The 15,782-nt window shown below is 70.3% G+C and carries 14 protein-coding genes; 8 read left to right on the forward strand and 6 right to left on the reverse strand.

What is annotated here, in order from left to right; all coding sequences use genetic code 11:
• Position 1: 1 nt before the first annotated feature.
• The gene (locus tag OHA21_RS02565) at positions 2 to 2,368 is read right to left on the reverse strand and encodes a glycoside hydrolase family 3 N-terminal domain-containing protein (RefSeq protein ID WP_328469712.1); all 2,367 of its coding nucleotides are present in this window, start codon (positions 2,366 to 2,368) and stop codon (positions 2 to 4) included.
• A 284-nt stretch (positions 2,369 to 2,652) separates the two neighbouring features.
• Here OHA21_RS02565 and OHA21_RS02570 point away from each other — a divergent pair, with 284 nt between their 5' ends.
• From OHA21_RS02570 to OHA21_RS02580, 3 genes are all read left to right on the forward strand, one after another.
• Positions 2,653 to 3,975 (forward strand): extracellular solute-binding protein, encoded by a 1,323-nt coding sequence (locus OHA21_RS02570; RefSeq protein ID WP_328469715.1) that lies wholly within the window; start codon positions 2,653 to 2,655, stop codon positions 3,973 to 3,975.
• A gap of 77 nt (positions 3,976 to 4,052) precedes the next feature.
• A complete protein-coding gene (locus OHA21_RS02575) occupies positions 4,053 to 4,898 on the forward strand; it encodes a carbohydrate ABC transporter permease (RefSeq protein WP_328469717.1) in 846 nt (281 codons plus the stop codon).
• Between the two features lies 1 nt (position 4,899).
• Positions 4,900 to 5,805: a carbohydrate ABC transporter permease gene (locus OHA21_RS02580; RefSeq protein ID WP_328469719.1), complete on the forward strand. Its 906-nt coding sequence runs from the start codon at positions 4,900 to 4,902 to the stop codon at positions 5,803 to 5,805.
• On the opposite strand, the gene OHA21_RS02585 is transcribed toward OHA21_RS02580, so the two are convergent.
• Both OHA21_RS02585 and OHA21_RS02590 read right to left on the reverse strand, forming a co-directional pair.
• A complete protein-coding gene (locus OHA21_RS02585; protein ID WP_442875056.1) occupies positions 5,782 to 6,816 on the reverse strand; it encodes a LacI family DNA-binding transcriptional regulator in 1,035 nt (344 codons plus the stop codon). The two genes, OHA21_RS02580 and OHA21_RS02585, sit on opposite strands and share 24 nt — an antisense overlap.
• 84 nt (positions 6,817 to 6,900) lie before the next feature.
• Complete coding sequence (locus OHA21_RS02590; protein WP_328469723.1) at positions 6,901 to 7,782, reverse strand: LLM class F420-dependent oxidoreductase; 882 nt, start codon at positions 7,780 to 7,782, stop codon at positions 6,901 to 6,903.
• Between the two features lie 68 nt (positions 7,783 to 7,850).
• Here OHA21_RS02590 and OHA21_RS02595 point away from each other — a divergent pair, with 68 nt between their 5' ends.
• Positions 7,851 to 8,768 (forward strand): formylglycine-generating enzyme family protein, encoded by a 918-nt coding sequence (locus OHA21_RS02595; protein ID WP_328469725.1) that lies wholly within the window; start codon positions 7,851 to 7,853, stop codon positions 8,766 to 8,768.
• 147 nt (positions 8,769 to 8,915) lie between these two features.
• Complete coding sequence (locus OHA21_RS02600; protein WP_328469727.1) at positions 8,916 to 9,383, forward strand: Hsp20/alpha crystallin family protein; 468 nt, start codon at positions 8,916 to 8,918, stop codon at positions 9,381 to 9,383.
• Between the two features lie 70 nt (positions 9,384 to 9,453).
• On the opposite strand, the gene OHA21_RS02605 is transcribed toward OHA21_RS02600, so the two are convergent.
• The gene (locus tag OHA21_RS02605; RefSeq protein ID WP_328469729.1) at positions 9,454 to 11,574 is read right to left on the reverse strand and encodes a catalase; all 2,121 of its coding nucleotides are present in this window, start codon (positions 11,572 to 11,574) and stop codon (positions 9,454 to 9,456) included.
• Positions 11,575 to 11,666: 92 nt separating this feature from the next.
• On the opposite strand from OHA21_RS02605, the gene OHA21_RS02610 reads away from it, so the two are divergent.
• Together OHA21_RS02610 and OHA21_RS02615 are read left to right on the forward strand one after the other, a co-directional pair.
• On the forward strand, positions 11,667 to 12,518 hold the full coding sequence (locus OHA21_RS02610; RefSeq protein WP_328469731.1) for a P1 family peptidase: 852 nt from the start codon (positions 11,667 to 11,669) through the stop codon (positions 12,516 to 12,518).
• Positions 12,519 to 12,542: 24 nt separating this feature from the next.
• A complete protein-coding gene (locus tag OHA21_RS02615; RefSeq protein ID WP_328469733.1) occupies positions 12,543 to 13,544 on the forward strand; it encodes a TIGR03617 family F420-dependent LLM class oxidoreductase in 1,002 nt (333 codons plus the stop codon).
• Here the strand turns inward: OHA21_RS02615 and OHA21_RS02620 are convergent.
• Positions 13,527 to 13,916, reverse strand: a complete 390-nt coding sequence (locus OHA21_RS02620; protein WP_328469735.1) for a DUF427 domain-containing protein — start codon at positions 13,914 to 13,916, stop codon at positions 13,527 to 13,529. The genes OHA21_RS02615 and OHA21_RS02620 overlap by 18 nt on opposite strands.
• A gap of 46 nt (positions 13,917 to 13,962) precedes the next feature.
• Here OHA21_RS02620 and OHA21_RS02625 point away from each other — a divergent pair, with 46 nt between their 5' ends.
• Positions 13,963 to 14,418 carry an aminoacyl-tRNA deacylase gene (locus OHA21_RS02625; protein WP_328469737.1) on the forward strand — a complete coding sequence of 152 codons (456 nt, stop codon included), beginning with the start codon at positions 13,963 to 13,965 and terminating at the stop codon, positions 14,416 to 14,418.
• A gap of 406 nt (positions 14,419 to 14,824) precedes the next feature.
• Here OHA21_RS02625 and OHA21_RS02630 read toward each other — a convergent pair whose 3' ends face one another.
• On the reverse strand, positions 14,825 to 15,676 hold the full coding sequence (locus tag OHA21_RS02630) for an SDR family oxidoreductase (protein ID WP_328469739.1): 852 nt from the start codon (positions 15,674 to 15,676) through the stop codon (positions 14,825 to 14,827).
• Positions 15,677 to 15,782 lie beyond the last annotated feature (106 nt).

Raw genomic sequence — 15,782 nt, forward strand, 5'->3', positions numbered from 1 at the left:
GTCACGAATCGGCTGGCCGCACCTCCACCGGGGTGACCAGGCGCCGGCCGGTGCCGGCCGGCCGAACCTCGCCGGTCAACTCGACGGAGGCCGTGCACGGCAGGTCCGCTGCCGACGTGCCGACCTGAATGCGCAGCTCACCGGGCTCGACGATGCGCTCCATCCGGCGGCCGGTGTAGGCGGTCCGGTCGGTGTGCACCCGGAACGTCACGTCGGCCGCGGCGCCGGCCGCCAGCTCGACCCGGTGGAACCCGGTCAGCTGATGCACCGGACGGGTGACCTCGGCGACCGGGTCGGTGAGGTAGAGCTGCACCACCTCGGCGCCGGCCCGCGGACCGGTGTTGGTCAGCCGCACGGTGACCGTGAACTCGCCGTCCACCGGCACCCGGGTCTCGCTGATCCGAAGGTCACTCACCGTGAACGTGGTGTACGAGCGGCCGTGCCCGAAGGCGTACAGCGGGGTGGGGTCGAGGTTGCTGACACCGGTGTGCACGGCGCCGAGCCGCGGCTGCAGATAGGTGCCCGGCTGGCCGCCCGGGTGCCGGGGGATCTGCACCGGCAGCTTGCCGCTCGGCTGCACCCGGCCGGAGAGCACACCGGCGATCGCGCCGCCGCCCTCCTCACCCGGCATGAACGCCTGCACCAGGCCGGCCGCCCGCTCGTGCAGCTCGCCGAGCGCGTACGGGCGGCCGGAGACGACCACCACGACCACCGGCTTCCCGGTCGCCAGCAGGGCGTCCAGCAGCTCCGCCTGCACACCGGGCAGCCGCAGGTCCTCGGCGTCGCAGCCCTCTCCGGAGGTGCCGTTGCCGAACAGCCCGGCCAGGTCGCCGACGAACGCGACGGTCACGTCGGCGGACTCGGCGGCCGCGACCGCCTCGGCGAAACCGGAGCGGTCCCGGCCGTCGACAGCGCTGCCGGCCGCGTACACGATTTCGCTGTCGCCGAACTCGAGGCGAAGCGCTTCGAGAGCACTGGGCAGCGCGATCCCGGGGTCGACGCCGGGGTAGCGCGGCAGGACGTGGTTGGGGAAGGCGTAACAGCCGAGGAAGGTGCGCGCGTCGTCGGCGCAGGGCCCGACCACGGCGATCCGGCCGGGCGCGGCGAGGGGGAGCGCGGTGCCCGCGTCGAGCAGCACGATCGAGCGTTCGGCGAGCTCGCGGGCGAGGTCCCGGTTGCCGGGGGAGTCCAGGTCGACGGTGTCCGAGCCGGCCACCGAGCCCTCCGGCGTCCAGTCCGCGTCGAGCAGGCCCAGCTCGGCCTTCTGGATCAGCGCGCGCCGGGCGGCCCGGTCCACGTACTCCTCGGGCACCTCGCCACTGCGAACCCGGGCCACCAGGTTCTCGCCGTAGCCGATGGTGTCCGGCAGCTCCACGTCGATGCCGGCCTCGAGCGCCCGCACGCCCGCGCCGGCCACGTCGGCGGCCATCCCGTGCATGCTCGCCAGGAACGGGATCGACCAGTAGTCGGAGACGACCGTGCCGGTGAACCCCCACTCGTCGCGGAGCAGGTCGGTGAGCAGCCACGGGTCCGCGCCGGCCGGCACCCCGTCGACGTCGGCGTACGAGTTCATCACCGAACCGGCGCCGGCCTCGACGATCGCGGTCTCGAACGGTGGCAGGATCACGTCGAGCAGCTCGCGGCGGCCCATCGGGACCGGACCGTGGTTGCGGGCGCCCCGGGAGGCCGAGTAACCGGCGAAGTGCTTCAGGGTGGCGATCACGCCGGCGCTCTGCAGGCCGCGCACGTACGCCGCGGCGATCCGGGAGACCAGGTACGGGTCCTCGCCGATGGCCTCCTCGACCCGGCCCCAGCGGTAGTCGCGGACCACGTCCAGCACCGGGGAGAGGCCCTGGTGCACGCCGAGGGCCGCCATGTCCCGGCCGATCGCCGCGGCCATCCGCTCGATCAGCTCCGGGTCGAACGTCGCGCCCCACGCGATCGCGGCCGGATAGACAGTGGCGCCGTGCACGGTGAAACCGGTGAGGCACTCCTCGTGCACCAGGGCCGGGATGCCCAGCCGGGAGGATGCCATCACGATCCGCTGCTGCCGGACGACCTCGGCGGTTCCCTCGGCGACGGTGAGCGGATAGCTGCCGTACACCCGGGTCAGATGGCCCAGACCGTGCCGGCTGGCGTCCTCCAGTGCCGCCCCGGCGCCGAACTCGTCCTCCATCGGTGCCACGTTGTGACTCTCTTCGGGCTCCGGTCCGGCCGCTCCGGTGGCACCCTTGTCCTTACCGAGCCAACGGCTGCCGAGCTGGGCGACCTTTTCCTCGAGGGTCATCTCGAGGAGAAGCGCATCGACCCGGTCGGGAACCGGAAGCTTCGGGTCGCGCCACGCGGGCGGCGCTTGTTCTGTCGTCAAGGGTACCTCCGATAGTTTCCGAAACTTCCGGTCGCCGCGAGACCTCGGCGATCGGCTCGCAATGCGCCCACAAGTGGGTGCTCGCGCCGCCTACTCTCGCGCTCTGAGCACTGTTACGGCAAGGGTCTTGACACTCGTCACAGCGAAACCCTACGTTTACGAAACCTCGCGTTAATTTGCAGCAGCCGATCGAAACTTCCGAAAACTTAACCGGTTCGCCAGATCGGCGGCGACGTCGCCATTTACCCAGCCGCTCCCCCGCGGCTTCGAGTTCGGAGATCAGCGTGAAACGCAGGAACTTCTTGACCCTGTCCGCTGGAGCCGCCGCGGGTGCCGCGCTGGCTGCCTGTGGCAACGAAGGCCCCGGTGGCGGTTCCGGGGAAGGCAGCGGCGGCGGCGGTGAAGCCAGCTACTGGTCGCTCAGCGGCGAGCCGGGCCAGCCGTACCGTCAGGCGGCTGCCGACCGGTGGAACAAGGCCAACCCGGACGCCAAGATCACCCCCACGTTCTTCCAGAACGACGCGTACAAGCAGAAGATCAAGACCGCTCTCGGCGCCAACCAGGCTCCCACCATGATCTGGGGCTGGGGCGGCGGCGGCCTGAAGAGCTACGTCGACGCCGGCCAGGTCGAGGACCTGACCGACTGGCTGAGCCAGAACGCCGCGGTCAAGGACAAGATCCTCCCGTCCTCGTTCGGTGCGGCCACGGTCAACGGCAAGGTCTACGCGCTGCCGGTCGAGACGGTCCAGCCGATCGTTCTCTACTACAACAAGAAGGTCTTCGAGAAGGTCGGCGTGCAGCCCCCGCAGACCTACGGTGACATCCTCGCCCTGATCCCGAAGTTCAACGCCGCGGGCATCGCGCCGTTCTCGCTCGCCGGGCAGTCCCGCTGGACGAACATGATGTGGCTCGAGTTCATGCTCGACCGCCAGGCCGGCTCCGAGGTGTTCGACAACGTCTTCGCCGGCAAGCAGGGCGCCTGGTCCGACCCGGCCGTGCTGGACATGCTGACCAAGGTCCAGGACCTGGTGAAGCAGAACGCGTTCCAGAAGGGCTTCGCCTCGACCGTCGCCGACACCAACGCCGACCAGGCCCTGCTCTACACCGGCAAGGCCGCGATGATGGTGCACGGCTCCTGGTCGTACGGTATTCAGAAGGCCAACGGCGGCAAGTTCGTCGCCGACGGCGGCCTGGGCTGGATGAACTTCCCGCCGATCGACGGCGGCAAGGGCGACCCGACCAACACCGTCGGCAACCCCGGCCAGTACCTGTCGATCTCCTCCAAGGCGTCCGCCGAGGCCAAGGAGACCGCGAAGAAGTTCTTCTCCACCACGCTCGTGGACGACGAGGAGAAGGCCGGCTGGGTCAAGTCCGGCGGTGTGCCGGTGCTCAAGGGCGCCGACAGTCTGTTCACCGGTGACGACGCGCAATTCCTCAAGGACATGGCGGCGATCGCGGCCGGTGCGAAGACCTTCGCGCAGTCGTGGGACCAGGCTCTGAGCCCGACCGCGGCCGAGGTGCTGCTGGACAACATCGCCAAGCTGTTCCAGCTCCAGGTCAGCCCGCAGCAGTGGGTCGACAACATGAACGGGGTCATCGGAAAGTGACGACGCTCGCTCCGCCCGTCGTACGAGGTCAGGAGCCCACCAGATCCAGCGGCGGGCGGAGCGGCTCCGTCGTGTGGATGGCCCTGCCCGCGTTCGTGATGTTCGTGTTCTTCGGGATCATCCCGCTGCTCGGCGTGATCGTGCTCAGCTTCGCCACGTGGAACGGCATCACGCCGACCATCGAGCTGACCGGTCTGACCAGTTGGCGCGCGGCCCTGAGCAACCCGAGCCTGCCGAACGCCATCTGGGTCACCTTCCTGATCATGGCGCTGTCCTGGCTGGTGCAGACCCCGATCTCGATCCTGCTCGGCGTCTTCATGGCCCGCCAGACCCGGTACCGCGGCTTCCTCTCGGTGCTCTACTTCATCCCGCTGCTGCTCAGCTCCGCGGCCATCGCCATCACCTACAAGTCGCTGCTCGACCCGAGCTTCGGGATCGGCGCCGGCCTCGGGATCGAGGCGCTGAACCAGAACTGGCTGGGCGAGGCGAACCTGGCGATCGCCACGCTGATCTTCGTCGTCTCGTGGCAGTTCATCCCGTTCCACTCGCTGATCTACCAGGGCGCCGTCCGGCAGATCCCGCACTCGATGTACGAGGCGGCGCAGATCGACGGCGCCGGCCGGGTCCGGCAGTTCTTCGGCATCACGCTGCCGCAGCTCAAGTACACGATCATCACGTCGTCGACGCTGATGGTGGTGGGCTCGCTGACGTTCTTCGACCTGATCTGGGTGCTCACCGCCGGTGGCCCCGGCGACGCCACCCGCGCCCTCGCGGTGCAGATGTACCAGCAAGGCTTCCAGGCCAGCCTGATGGGTCCGGCCAGTGCCATCGCCGTCATCCTGGTCCTGACCGGCCTCGCCCTCTCGCTGCTGCTGCGGCGACTCGGCGGCCGCTCCGACGAGAGCCAGCTGGAAGGAGCCTGAGGTGGCAACCCTGACCCCCACCCCGGCCGGCACCCGGCCCACCAAGACGCCGGGGGCGCACGCCGCCCGCCCGTCGAACAGGCGACGGCTGCGCGAGTCCAACTGGATCGGCGGCAGCTTCGGCTGGATCTGGCTGCTCATCGTGATGCTGCCGCTCTACTGGCTGGTCATCACGAGCTTCAAGACCCAGGCGAACTACTTCTTCACCAACCCGCTGAAGCCGCCGACCGAGTTCACCTTCGAGAACTACCAGTTGGTGATCGAGAGCGACTTCGTCCGGTACTTCACGAACAGCGTCATCGTCACCGCCGGCGCCATCCTCCCGGCGACGCTGATCTCGTTCATGGCGGCCTACGCGATCGTCCGTGGCGCGGGCAACCGCTTCCTGCGGACGGTCAACGGCATCTTCCTGATGGGCCTGGCGATTCCGCTGCAGGCGGTGGTCATCCCGGTCTACCTGATCATCATCAAGATGGAGCTGTACGACACGCTCCAGGCGATCATCCTGCCGTCGATCGCGTTCGCCATCCCGCTGTCGGTGCTCGTGCTGTCCAACTTCATCCGCGACGTCCCGAAGGAGCTCTTCGAGTCGATGCGGATGGACGGCGCCACCGAGTGGGGCACGATGTGGCGGCTGGCGTTCCCGCTCACCCGCCCGGCCCTGGTCACCGTGATGATCTACAACGCGGTCGGCATCTGGAACGGCTTCCTGCTGCCGCTGATCCTCACCCAGAGCCCGGACCAGGCGACCATCCCGCTCGCGCTCGCCACTTTCCAGACCCAGTTCGGCGTGAACGTCCCGGCCGTCGCCGCGTCGGTCACGCTCACCACGATCCCGATCGTGCTGCTCTACGCGATCGGCCGCCGGCAGCTGGTCAGCGGCCTAACGGCCGGTTTCGGCAAGTGAGGTGGTGGCCGGGGGAGCGGTGCTCTCCCGGACCATCAGTTTCGTGACCAGCTCCACCCGAGGGGTCTCGATGGTCTCGCCGCGCGACAACCGCAACACGGTACGCGCGGCGAGCGCCCCCATCTCGGCCAGCGGCTGACGGACTGTGGTCAGCGGCGGCGACGCCCACCGCGACTCGGGCAGGTCGTCGAAGCCGATCACGCTCAGCTGCTCCGGCACCCGCATGCCCCGCCGCCGGGCCGCCTCGCAGACGCCCAGCGCCATCAGGTCGCTGGAGGCGAAGATCGCGGTGGGCGGGTCGGGCAGATCGAGCAGCCGGCAGCCCGCCACGAACCCGGACTCGTGCCGGAAGTCGCCGGTCTCGATCAGCGCCTCGTCGGCCTGCAGACCGGCCGCCTCCAGGGCCGCCCGGTAACCGTCCAGCCGGGCCCGGCTGCACAGCAGCTCCTTCGGCCCGGCGACGAAACCGATCCGCCGGTGTCCCAGCGACAGCAGGTGGTCGGTGGCGGTCCGGCCGCCGGACCAGTTCGTCGCGCCGATCGTCGGCACGTCCGACGCGGCCCCGCCGGCCGGGTCGATGATCACCACGGGAACCTTGAGCCGGTGCAGCTCGTTGTGCACCGGCTCGGCCACGTCCGAGGTCACGAAGATGACCCCGTCCGAGGCCCGGGCCCGCAGATTCTGCAGCCACTGCCGGGTCGCGGTGGTGCGCCGGTGCACCTGGGAGACCACGGTGCCGACGCCGCCCGCGTGGGCGACGTCCTCGACACCGCGGATCAGTTCCAGGGCCCACGGGCTGTCCAGGTCGTTGAAAACCAGGTCCACCAGGCGGGCCCGGCCGGAATGCCGAGAGTTGCGGGGCCGGTAATCGTGCTCCCGGAGCAGCCGCTCGATCAGCTCACGCGTCTGTGGGGACACGTCAGAGCGTCCGTTGAGCACTCGCGACACCGTGGGAACCGAGACGCCGGCAGCCTGAGCGATGGCTGCGATGGTCACACGTTGCCTGGCCATGGCCATGGGAGCGCTCCTTACGGCCGGCCATCTCGGCTGGAACTTTCGGAGCCGGCACCGAAATCATGCCACGTTCCGGAACCGTTACGAGAACTGGGGAATCACCTCTTCCGCGAAGCGCAGCAGCGGCTCGTGGTCGTACGCCACGCGGGGGATGTAGACGATCGCGTAATCCGCCCCGGCCTCGGCGATCGCCTCGAGCTTGCGGACGTTCTCCGCACTGGAATCCGCCAGGTTCAGGTTGTAGCTGGTCGACTTGATGATCCGGTCGTAGTCGCGGTCCAGCCGGTCGCAGTGCGCCTTCAGCACCGCCAGCTTCGCCTTGATCGTCTCCGGGTCACCGGCGCCGATGTTGGCGGCGTCGGCGTACTGCGCGACCAGCTTGAGGGTCACCTTCTCGCCGCCGCCGCCGATCCAGAACGACGGGTGCGGCTTGCGTACGCCCTTCGGCTCGTTGATCGGCTGGTCGATGCGGTAGTGCTTGCCGGTGAAGACCGGCCGCTCCTCGGTCCACATCCGGTGCACGATCTGGACGGCCTCCTTGAACGCGGCCATCCGCTCCGGGACCTCGGCCCACTCGTAGCCGTACGCCTTCCACTCGTGCTCGTACCACCCGGCGCCGATGCCCGCGTAGAGGCGGCCGTGGCTGGCCACGTCCACGGTCGAAGCGATCTTGGCGTAGAGCGACGGGTGCCGGTAGCCGTTGCAGCCGACCATCTGCCCGATGTTCACCCGGCTGGTGTCACGGGCCAGGGTCGAGCTGACCGTCCAGCACTCGAAGGTGGTGTTGATGGTCGGCTCGGGCGTGGTGTGGAAGTGGTCGTACACCCAGACGCTGTCCCACGGGCCGGCGTCGGCGAGCTTCGCCACCGCGGTCATCGCCTCGTACTGCTCCACCGGATCGGCGATCTCGGTCAGGTCCATCCGCCAGCCCTGGGGCACGAAAACCCCGAAACGCATGCTCATGAGGTTCAACCTACCGTCGATCCGACCCGCTCACCTGCTGGCCGAAATCTATACCTATCCTATCGGCTATGGATTGCTGCACGCCCTCGTCCGGCCGGCCGGCCACCGCGCTGCCGGCGCCGATCACCGGCGCCGGCAACCACCGGATCGAGCAGATCCGGGTGCCTTCGCAGGCCTTCGCGATGGGCGACGCCCACAACGACGGGGTACGCGCGGACGGCGAACAACCGGTGCACGAGGTCCGCCTGCCCGCCTTCGAGATCGACGCGACCTCGGTGACCGTCGCCGACTTCCGCGCCTTCGTGGCGGACACCGGATACGGCACCGACGCCGAGAAGCACGGCTGGTCGGCCGTCTTCCACCTGGCGCTGACCGACCCGGACCACGTCGTAGGCCGGATGCACGGCACCCCCTGGTGGCTGGGTGTGGAGGGCGCCGACTGGGCCCACCCGGGCGGCCCGTCCGACACCGCCACCGAGGACCACCCGGTGGTCCACGTGAGCTGGAACGACGCGCAGGCGTACTGCGCCTGGGCCGGCCGCCGGCTGCCGTCCGAGGCGGAGTGGGAGTGCGCGGCCCGCGCCGGCCTGCCGTCGCTGCGCTACCCGTGGGGCGACGACCTGCCCGCGGAGGGGCACGCGGTCAACATCTGGCAGGGCGAGTTCCCGGTCCGCAACTCCGCCGCGGACGGGTTCGTCACCACCGCGCCGGTGCGTTCGTTCGAGCCGAACGCGTACGGGCTGTGGCAGCCGGTCGGCAACGTGTGGGAGTGGTGCGCGGACTGGTTCTCGCCCACCTACTACGCCGAGTCCCCGGCCGGCGACCCGCGCGGGCCCTCCACCGGCGCCGCGAAGGTGATCCGCGGCGGGTCGTACCTGTGCCACGACTCGTACTGCAATCGCTACCGCAACGCCGCCCGCTCGTCGAACACGCCGGACTCCTCGACCGGCAACACGGGCTTCCGGACGGCCTCGAAAAAATCTTGAAAAGGGGCTGGCACTCGCTCGCCGACAGTGCTAAAAAATGTCTTGTCGGCGCTGGTCAGAGATCTGACAGCCGACCTCGGCAATGGTTGTGAGCCGAGCGCCACGAGCCGTCGGACAGGCCGGCGGCTGTCTCGAGGAGGTGCATCCGTGGTGCTGACTTTCGATCCTTTCCGCGAGTTCGACCGCCTGGCCGGCCAGATGCTGGGCACCCCCGCAGTCGCCGGCGGCCCCGCCGTCGCGGCGATGCCGATGGACCTGTACCGGTCCGGTGACCACTTCGTGCTGCACTGCGACCTCGCCGGCATCGACCCGGGTTCGGTCGAGGTGGACGTCGACGGCCGGGTCCTGACCATCCGGGCCGAGCGGTCCGCGCGGACCGACGCCGACGTGCAGTGGGTCCGGCGCGAGCGGGTGACCGGCACGTTCGAGCGGCGCCTCACCATCGGTGACGGTCTCGACCTCGACAAGATCAGTGCGACCTGGCAGGACGGCGTGCTCACCGTGACCATCCCGGTGGCCGAGGCCGCGAAGCCGCGGCGCATCGAGATCACCACCGGCGGCAGCGGTCACCAGGTCATCGAGGGCTCGTCCCAGGACAAGTCCCTGACCAGCTGATTCTCCGATTGCCGGGGCCGGCGCGGCGGTGGCCCTCCGCCGCGCCGGCGTCTTGCGGCCGGTCGCCCGGTCAGCTTCCCTGCGACGACACCGTCGGGCGCAGGACCGGCATCCGCTCCCACGCCCGGTGCTTGCCGAGTGCGGCGGCCAGCAGTTCGCCGTACCCCTTGCCGGCCTCCTCGGCGTGCAGCACACCCGGCGCCGCCGGGTCGATGCCGGCCGTGCGCAGCAGGTCGGCGCCGTCGCCCCAGGCGCCGAGCGCCTTGGCGTGCCGGAACGCCTCCTGCAGCAGCACCACCAGCTGGAAGTCGAACAGCTTGCCGGCTCCGCCGGCGACTACGACCGCGTCGAACTCGACCGAGCGGGCGGTCTGGAAGGTCCGCTCCACGATCTCCACCGCCTTGCCGTCGGTGAGCTGACCACCGATCGGGGCGACCACCCGCAGCACCACACCCAGCGGCTTGAGCGCGTCGCGCAGCTCGGCGATCCCGGACAGGTCGGCGCCCGGGCCGGCGATCACCCCGACCACCCGGCCGGCAATCGGCCAGACCTTGTCGGTGACCTGGGAGAGAGCCGGGGACGGCACGACCTCCGCGGGCGGCGTGCCCTTCGGCGCGGGCAGACCGAGCCCGGCCGCCACCCGCTCGCACAGGTCCGCGTTCACGTCGGCCAGCACCTTCAGCTGCCGCTCCCGGATCGCCTGCTCGTAGCACTTGCTCAGCTCGAAGGTGAACGCCTCGACCATGTGGTCCTGCTCGATCGGGCTCATGCTGGCGTAGAAGAGCGCCGCCTGCGAGTAGTGGTCGTCGAACGAGACCGGGTTCGCGCGTACCTTGTCACCCTGCACCGGCTTCGGCAGGTGCACGTAGGCGCCCTCCTCCGCCGGGGCCGGCACCGGACCGTCCTGACTCAGGCTGTTCGGCAGGTAGGGCGCGATGCCGCGGTGCACCACGCTCTGGTGCATGCCGTCCCGGAAGTTGTCGTTCACCGGCGCGTGCGGCCGGTTGATCGGCAGCTGGGTGAAGTTCGGCCCGCCCAGGCGGCTCAGCTGGGTGTCCAGGTAGGAGAAGAGCCGGCCCTGCAGCAGCGGGTCGTTGGTGACCTCGATGCCGGGCACCAGGTTGCCCATGTGGAAGGCGATCTGCTCGGTCTCGGCGTGGAAGTTGTCCGGGTTGCGGTTCAGGGTGAGCTTGCCGATCCGCTGCACCGGGACCAGCTCCTCCGGCACGATCTTGGTCGGGTCGAGCAGGTCGATGCCCTCGAACGACTCGTCCGGGCTGTCCGGCATCACCTGGATGCCGAGCTCCCACTCCGGGTACAGGCCCGCGTCGATCGAGTCGGCCAGGTCCCGGCGGTGGAAGTCCGGGTCGACGCCGGCGGTGATCTGGGTCTCCTCCCAGACCTGCGAGTGCACCCCGGCCACCGGCTTCCAGTGGAACTTCACCAGCACCGACTCGTTCGCGGCGTTGACCAGGCGGAAGGTGTGTACCCCGAAGCCCTCCATGGTCCGGTACGAACGCGGGATGCCCCGGTCCGACATCGCCCAGAACACGTGGTGGGTGGCCTCGGTGTGCAGCGAGACGAAGTCCCAGAACGTGTCGTGCGCGGTCTGCGCCTGCGGGATCTCCCGGTCCGGGTGCCACTTCGCGGCGTGGATCACGTCCGGGAACTTGATGGCGTCCTGGATGAAGAAGACCGGCATGTTGTTGCCGACCAGGTCGAACGTGCCCTCGTCGGTGTAGAACTTGGTGGCGAACCCGCGCACGTCACGGACGGTGTCGGCGGAGCCGCGGGAACCCAGGACGGTGGAGAAGCGTACGAAGACCGGGGTCTCCTTGCCCTTCTCGGCGAGGAAGCCGGCGCGGGTGACCGAGGACGCGTTGCCGTACGCCTGGAACACCCCGTGCGCGCCGGAGCCGCGGGCGTGCACCACCCGCTCCGGGATCCGCTCGTGGTCGAAGTGCGTGATCTTCTCGCGGAGGTGGAAGTCCTCCATCAGCGCCGGGCCGCGCGGGCCGGCCTTCAGCGAGTGATCGGTGTCGGGCAGGCGTACCCCCTGCCCCGAGGTGAGGTAGTCACCGGTCTGCAGACCCCGTTCCGGGGCGAGGGAGGCGGTCAGCGGCGTGGAGGCCGCCGGATCCAGCGTCGCCGGGCTGGGAACGGTGGGCTCCGGCTTGCGCGACGAGGCCATGTGGTTCTTCCGATCTGTCTGACTACGGGAACGAGCCGGTTGCATACCCCGGCATTTCCCTCCAGAACGTGGACGGCCGATACCGTTTCGCCATGACCGCGCCACAGCTGCTCTCCGCGTACGCCGGACACTGGACCGGCGACGGCACCGGGGTGACCGTGATCCTTCCGCCGCCCGGCACGGTCGGCTCCGGCGAGGTTCGCGGCGGCGCCCCGGCCACCCGCGAGTTCGCCCTGCTCGACCCGACCCGCCTGGTCGACCGGGTGGACGCGGTGGTGCTCTCCGGCGGGTCCGCGTTCGGGCTGGCCGCGGGCGACGGCGTGATGACTCTGCTGCGCGAGCGGGAGCAGGGCTTTCCCACCCCGGTCGGCCCGGTGCCGATCGTCGTGGGCATGTCGGTCTTCGACCTCTCGGTGGCCGGCACGCCGCCCGGCGCCGCATCCGGGCGCGAGGCCGCGCTGGCGGCGCTGCGGGGAGATCCCTTCGGCACCGGAACGGTCGGCGCGGGCGCCGGCGCCACCACCGGCAAATGGCGCGGCGAACCTGTGCCGGGCGGAATCGGCATGGCCCAGGGGCAGGCCGGCTCGGCCCGGGTGGCCGTGATCGCCGTGGTCAACGCCTGGGGTGACGTGCTCGGCGGCGACGGGCGGCCGCTGTCCGGCGGCGCTTCACCGGCCCGGGTCGACAACCCGTTCGGCATGCAGAACACCACGATCGCCGTGGTCCTCACCGACGCCCGGCTCACCAAGACCGACTGCTTCCTGCTCGCGCAGAGCGGCCACACCGGTTACGCCCGTGCGCTGCACCCCGCGCACTCCCGCTTCGACGGCGACGCGGTGGTCGCGCTGGCCACCGGCGAGGCCGGCGACGCCGACATCGACCTGCTCCGCGCCGTCACCGCGGAGGTGACCGCCGACGCGATCCGGTCCGCTGTCACCGGCTGAGGATCATTGGTGTATCACTGTGGGATGTTGGTTGACTACTCCGCCCCGGTCGCGGCGTCACCGGCCGAAGCGGAAGCCGCGGCGGTGTCGGCGGAGCAGGTCGGCTACGACGGCTTCTCGGCGGCGGAGACCCGGCACGACGTGTTCACCACCCTCGCGCTGGTGGCCCGCGCCACCTCCCGGATCTCGCTGCAGTCCGGGATCGCCGTGGCGTTCGCGCGCAACCCGATGACCGTGGCGGTCCTCGCCAACGACCTGCAGCTGATCTCCGAGGGGCGGTTCCGGCTCGGGCTCGGGTCCCAGGTGCAGCCGCACATCGAGCGACGGTTCGCGATGCCGTGGAGCCGGCCGGCCGCGCGCATGGAGGAGTTCGTCGGCGCGCTGCGGGCGATCTGGAAGTCCTGGGCGACCGGGGATCGGCTGGCGTTCCGCGGCGAGTTCTACAAGCACACCCTGATGACCGAGTTCTTCAGCCCCGGGCCCAACCCTTGGGGCAACCCGCCGGTCTCGCTCGCCGCGGTGGGGGAGCGGATGATCACGGCGGCCGGGCGGGTGGCGGACGGGCTGCTGGTGCACCCGCTGACCAGTTCGGCGTACCTGGGGGAGCGGATCCTGCCGGCCCTGCGCTCGGCCCGCGGCAACCTGCACGGCTTCCAGCTGGAGATGAGCGCCATGGTGGTGCTCGGCGCGGACCCGCAGCAGCGGGCCCGCGCCGAGGAAGCGGTCCGCGGGCAGATCGCGTTCTACGCGTCCACCCCGGCCTACCGCCCGGTCCTGGAGCTGCACGGCTGGGGCGAGCTGGCGGACCGGCTCAATCTGCTGTCCCGGCGGCAGGCCTGGGCCGAGATGGCCGCCGAGATCGACGACGACGTGCTGGACGCCTTCGCCGTCTCCGGCGACCCGGCCACGGTCGCGGCCGGTCTGCGCGCCCGGTTCGGCCGGGTGATTGATCGGATCTCGCTATATACGCCCTACGAAGCAGACCGCTACCAGATGGCTGCCGTCCGGTCAGCTCTCCGCGGCTGACCCGAGCGCGATCTCGTCCACCCGGTTCGGATAGAAGGCGACGTGGTTGCGGATCGGCGCGACCGCGTCGTGCGGCTCCCGGTACTCCCAGATCGCGTCGACCGAACGCTCCCCGCCGATCGGGATCGAGTAGTAGCTCGCTTCACCCTTGTACGGGCAGTAGCTCTGGCTCTCCGTCCGTTCCAGCAGGTCCTGGTCGACGTCGAGCAACGGCACATACTGCACCGGCGGATAGTTCGCCTCCTGCAGGGTCAGCGCGTTGCGGGTGTCCGCCACGACCTTGCCGGCGACGGTGACGACGACGCGCTTGCCGGTCGGGGTGACGGTGATCGGATGATCCGGTCCGGGCTGCAACCGGGGCTTCATTGCCATCGGATTCCCTCCTCGATCTATGGGCCGAGCCTACTAGGGTGAGCGCGTGACGACCTCTGCGATCGATGCGGTGACGGCCTCCGGGATCGAGCACGACGTGCTGCGGCACGGCCCGGTGAACAGCGTGGCCGAGGCGGCCGCCGCCCAGGGCGTCGAGGTCCGCGACCTGGTCAAGACGCTCGTCGTGCGCCGCGCCGAGGGTGAGTTCCTGTTCGTCCTCGTCCCCGGCGACCGCTCCATCTCCTGGCCCAAACTGCGCGCCCTGCTCGGTGTCAGCCGGCTCTCCATGCCGGACGCCGCCGGGGCCTTGGAGGCCACCGGCTACGAGCGCGGCACCATCACGCCGTTCGGCTCGGCCAAGCCCTGGCCGGTCATCGCCGACGAGCGCACCCGCGGCCGCACCATCAGCCTGGGCGCCGGCGAGCGCGGCGTCGCGCTGCGCGTCGGAGCCGACGCCGCGGTCTCGGCACTGGGCGGCCGATTCGCCGACGTCACGGAATAAAACCCTTTATCAGTACGGGTGACGAAAAGTCCCCGCTCACCCACGGCGGCCACGAGCCCACTCCCGGCCCCAGCGCCCGCGCCGGGCTTAAGCATTTCCTGGGCTGGTTTACAGGGCTGTTCCCACTAAGCGGAAACAGCCTGTCAAGTAGCCCCACCCCCCGGCTGACGCCGGGTGTTGTTTCCGGGCCTGGGATGCAGCGTTGGGTGTCAGCCGGTTGGTCCGGCTGACGCCGGGTGTCGTTTCCGGGCCTGGGATGCAGCGTTGGGTGTCAGCCGGTTGGTCCGGCTGACGCTGAGCGTTGTCTCCGGGCCTGGGATGCAGCGTTGGGCGTCAGCCGGTTGGTCCGGCTGACGCCCACGGTCCCCTCCGGGGCGCGGAAGGGACCCTGGCGGTCAGCCGGGTTTCAGGCTTTGAGGGCGGTGGCTACGGCGTCGGCGAGCGGGGTCGCCGGGCGGCCGATCAGGCGGGTCAGGTCGTCGCTGTCGGTGTCCAGCTCACCGTCGGCGATCTTGGCGTCGGTGTCCGCGAGCAGCGCGGCGTATCCCTCCGGCAGGCCGGCGCCGACCAGGACCGCCTGGTACTCGGCGACGGGCAGATCGCGGTACTCCACCGGGGTGCCGGTCTGCCGCGCCACCTCGGCGGCCAGTTCGGCCATGGTGAACGCTTCGCCGCCCAGCTCGTACACCCCGGGCTCGCCGGACAGCAGCACCGCGGCCGCGGCCTCGGCGAAGTCGTCGCGGGTGGCCGCGGCGATCCGGCCGTCCCCGGCGCTGCCCAGGAAGGCGCCGGTGCTCAGCGCGGTGCCGAACTGGCCGGTGTAGTTCTCGATGTACCAGCCGTTGCGCAGCAGCGCGTACGGCAGGCCGGAGCCGGCGATCACCTGCTCGGTGGCCAGGTGCTCGGGGCCGAGCCCGACCTTGGTGGTGTCGGCGCGCAGGATGCTGGTGTACGCCAGGAAGCCCACCCCGGCGACCCGGGCCGCTTCGATCACGGCGGTGTGCTGGGGAACCCGCTTGCCGACCTCGTTGCCGGAGATCAGCAGGAGCCGGTCGACGCCGGCGAAGGCGGGCGCCAGGGTCTCCGGCTTGTCGTAGTCGGCCAGGCGTACCTCCACGCCCCGGGCGGCCAGATCGGCGGCCTTCGCGGTGTCGCGGACCGCGGCGACGATCTCGCCCGGCGCCACGCCCCGGCTGATCAGCGCCTCGACGACGAGGCGGCCGAGGTGTCCGGTGGCTCCGGTGACGGCGATGGTCATGACGACTCCTTGAGGGGATCGGGGTGCTTGCCACCGAGACTGCACTAACTTTTCGAAAGTGCCAACCTTCAGTGAGTGCAGTCACGAGACTCAGCACTGTGCCGCT

Source organism: Actinoplanes sp. NBC_00393 (assembly GCF_036053395.1).
Classification (GTDB): domain Bacteria; phylum Actinomycetota; class Actinomycetes; order Mycobacteriales; family Micromonosporaceae; genus Actinoplanes.

Coding starts and splice junctions, on each gene's coding strand:
- OHA21_RS02575 (WP_328469717.1), top strand. CDS start 4,053: ATGGCCCTGCCCGCGTTCGTGATGTTCGTGTTCTTCGGGATCATCCCG.
- OHA21_RS02585 (WP_442875056.1), bottom strand. CDS start 6,816: ATGGCCAGGCAACGTGTGACCATCGCAGCCATCGCTCAGGCTGCCGGC.
- OHA21_RS02590 (WP_328469723.1), bottom strand. CDS start 7,782: ATGAGCATGCGTTTCGGGGTTTTCGTGCCCCAGGGCTGGCGGATGGAC.
- OHA21_RS02595 (WP_328469725.1), top strand. CDS start 7,851: ATGGATTGCTGCACGCCCTCGTCCGGCCGGCCGGCCACCGCGCTGCCG.
- OHA21_RS02605 (WP_328469729.1), bottom strand. CDS start 11,574: ATGGCCTCGTCGCGCAAGCCGGAGCCCACCGTTCCCAGCCCGGCGACG.
- OHA21_RS02610 (WP_328469731.1), top strand. CDS start 11,667: ATGACCGCGCCACAGCTGCTCTCCGCGTACGCCGGACACTGGACCGGC.
- OHA21_RS02615 (WP_328469733.1), top strand. CDS start 12,543: ATGTTGGTTGACTACTCCGCCCCGGTCGCGGCGTCACCGGCCGAAGCG.
- OHA21_RS02620 (WP_328469735.1), bottom strand. CDS start 13,916: ATGGCAATGAAGCCCCGGTTGCAGCCCGGACCGGATCATCCGATCACC.
- OHA21_RS02630 (WP_328469739.1), bottom strand. CDS start 15,676: ATGACCATCGCCGTCACCGGAGCCACCGGACACCTCGGCCGCCTCGTC.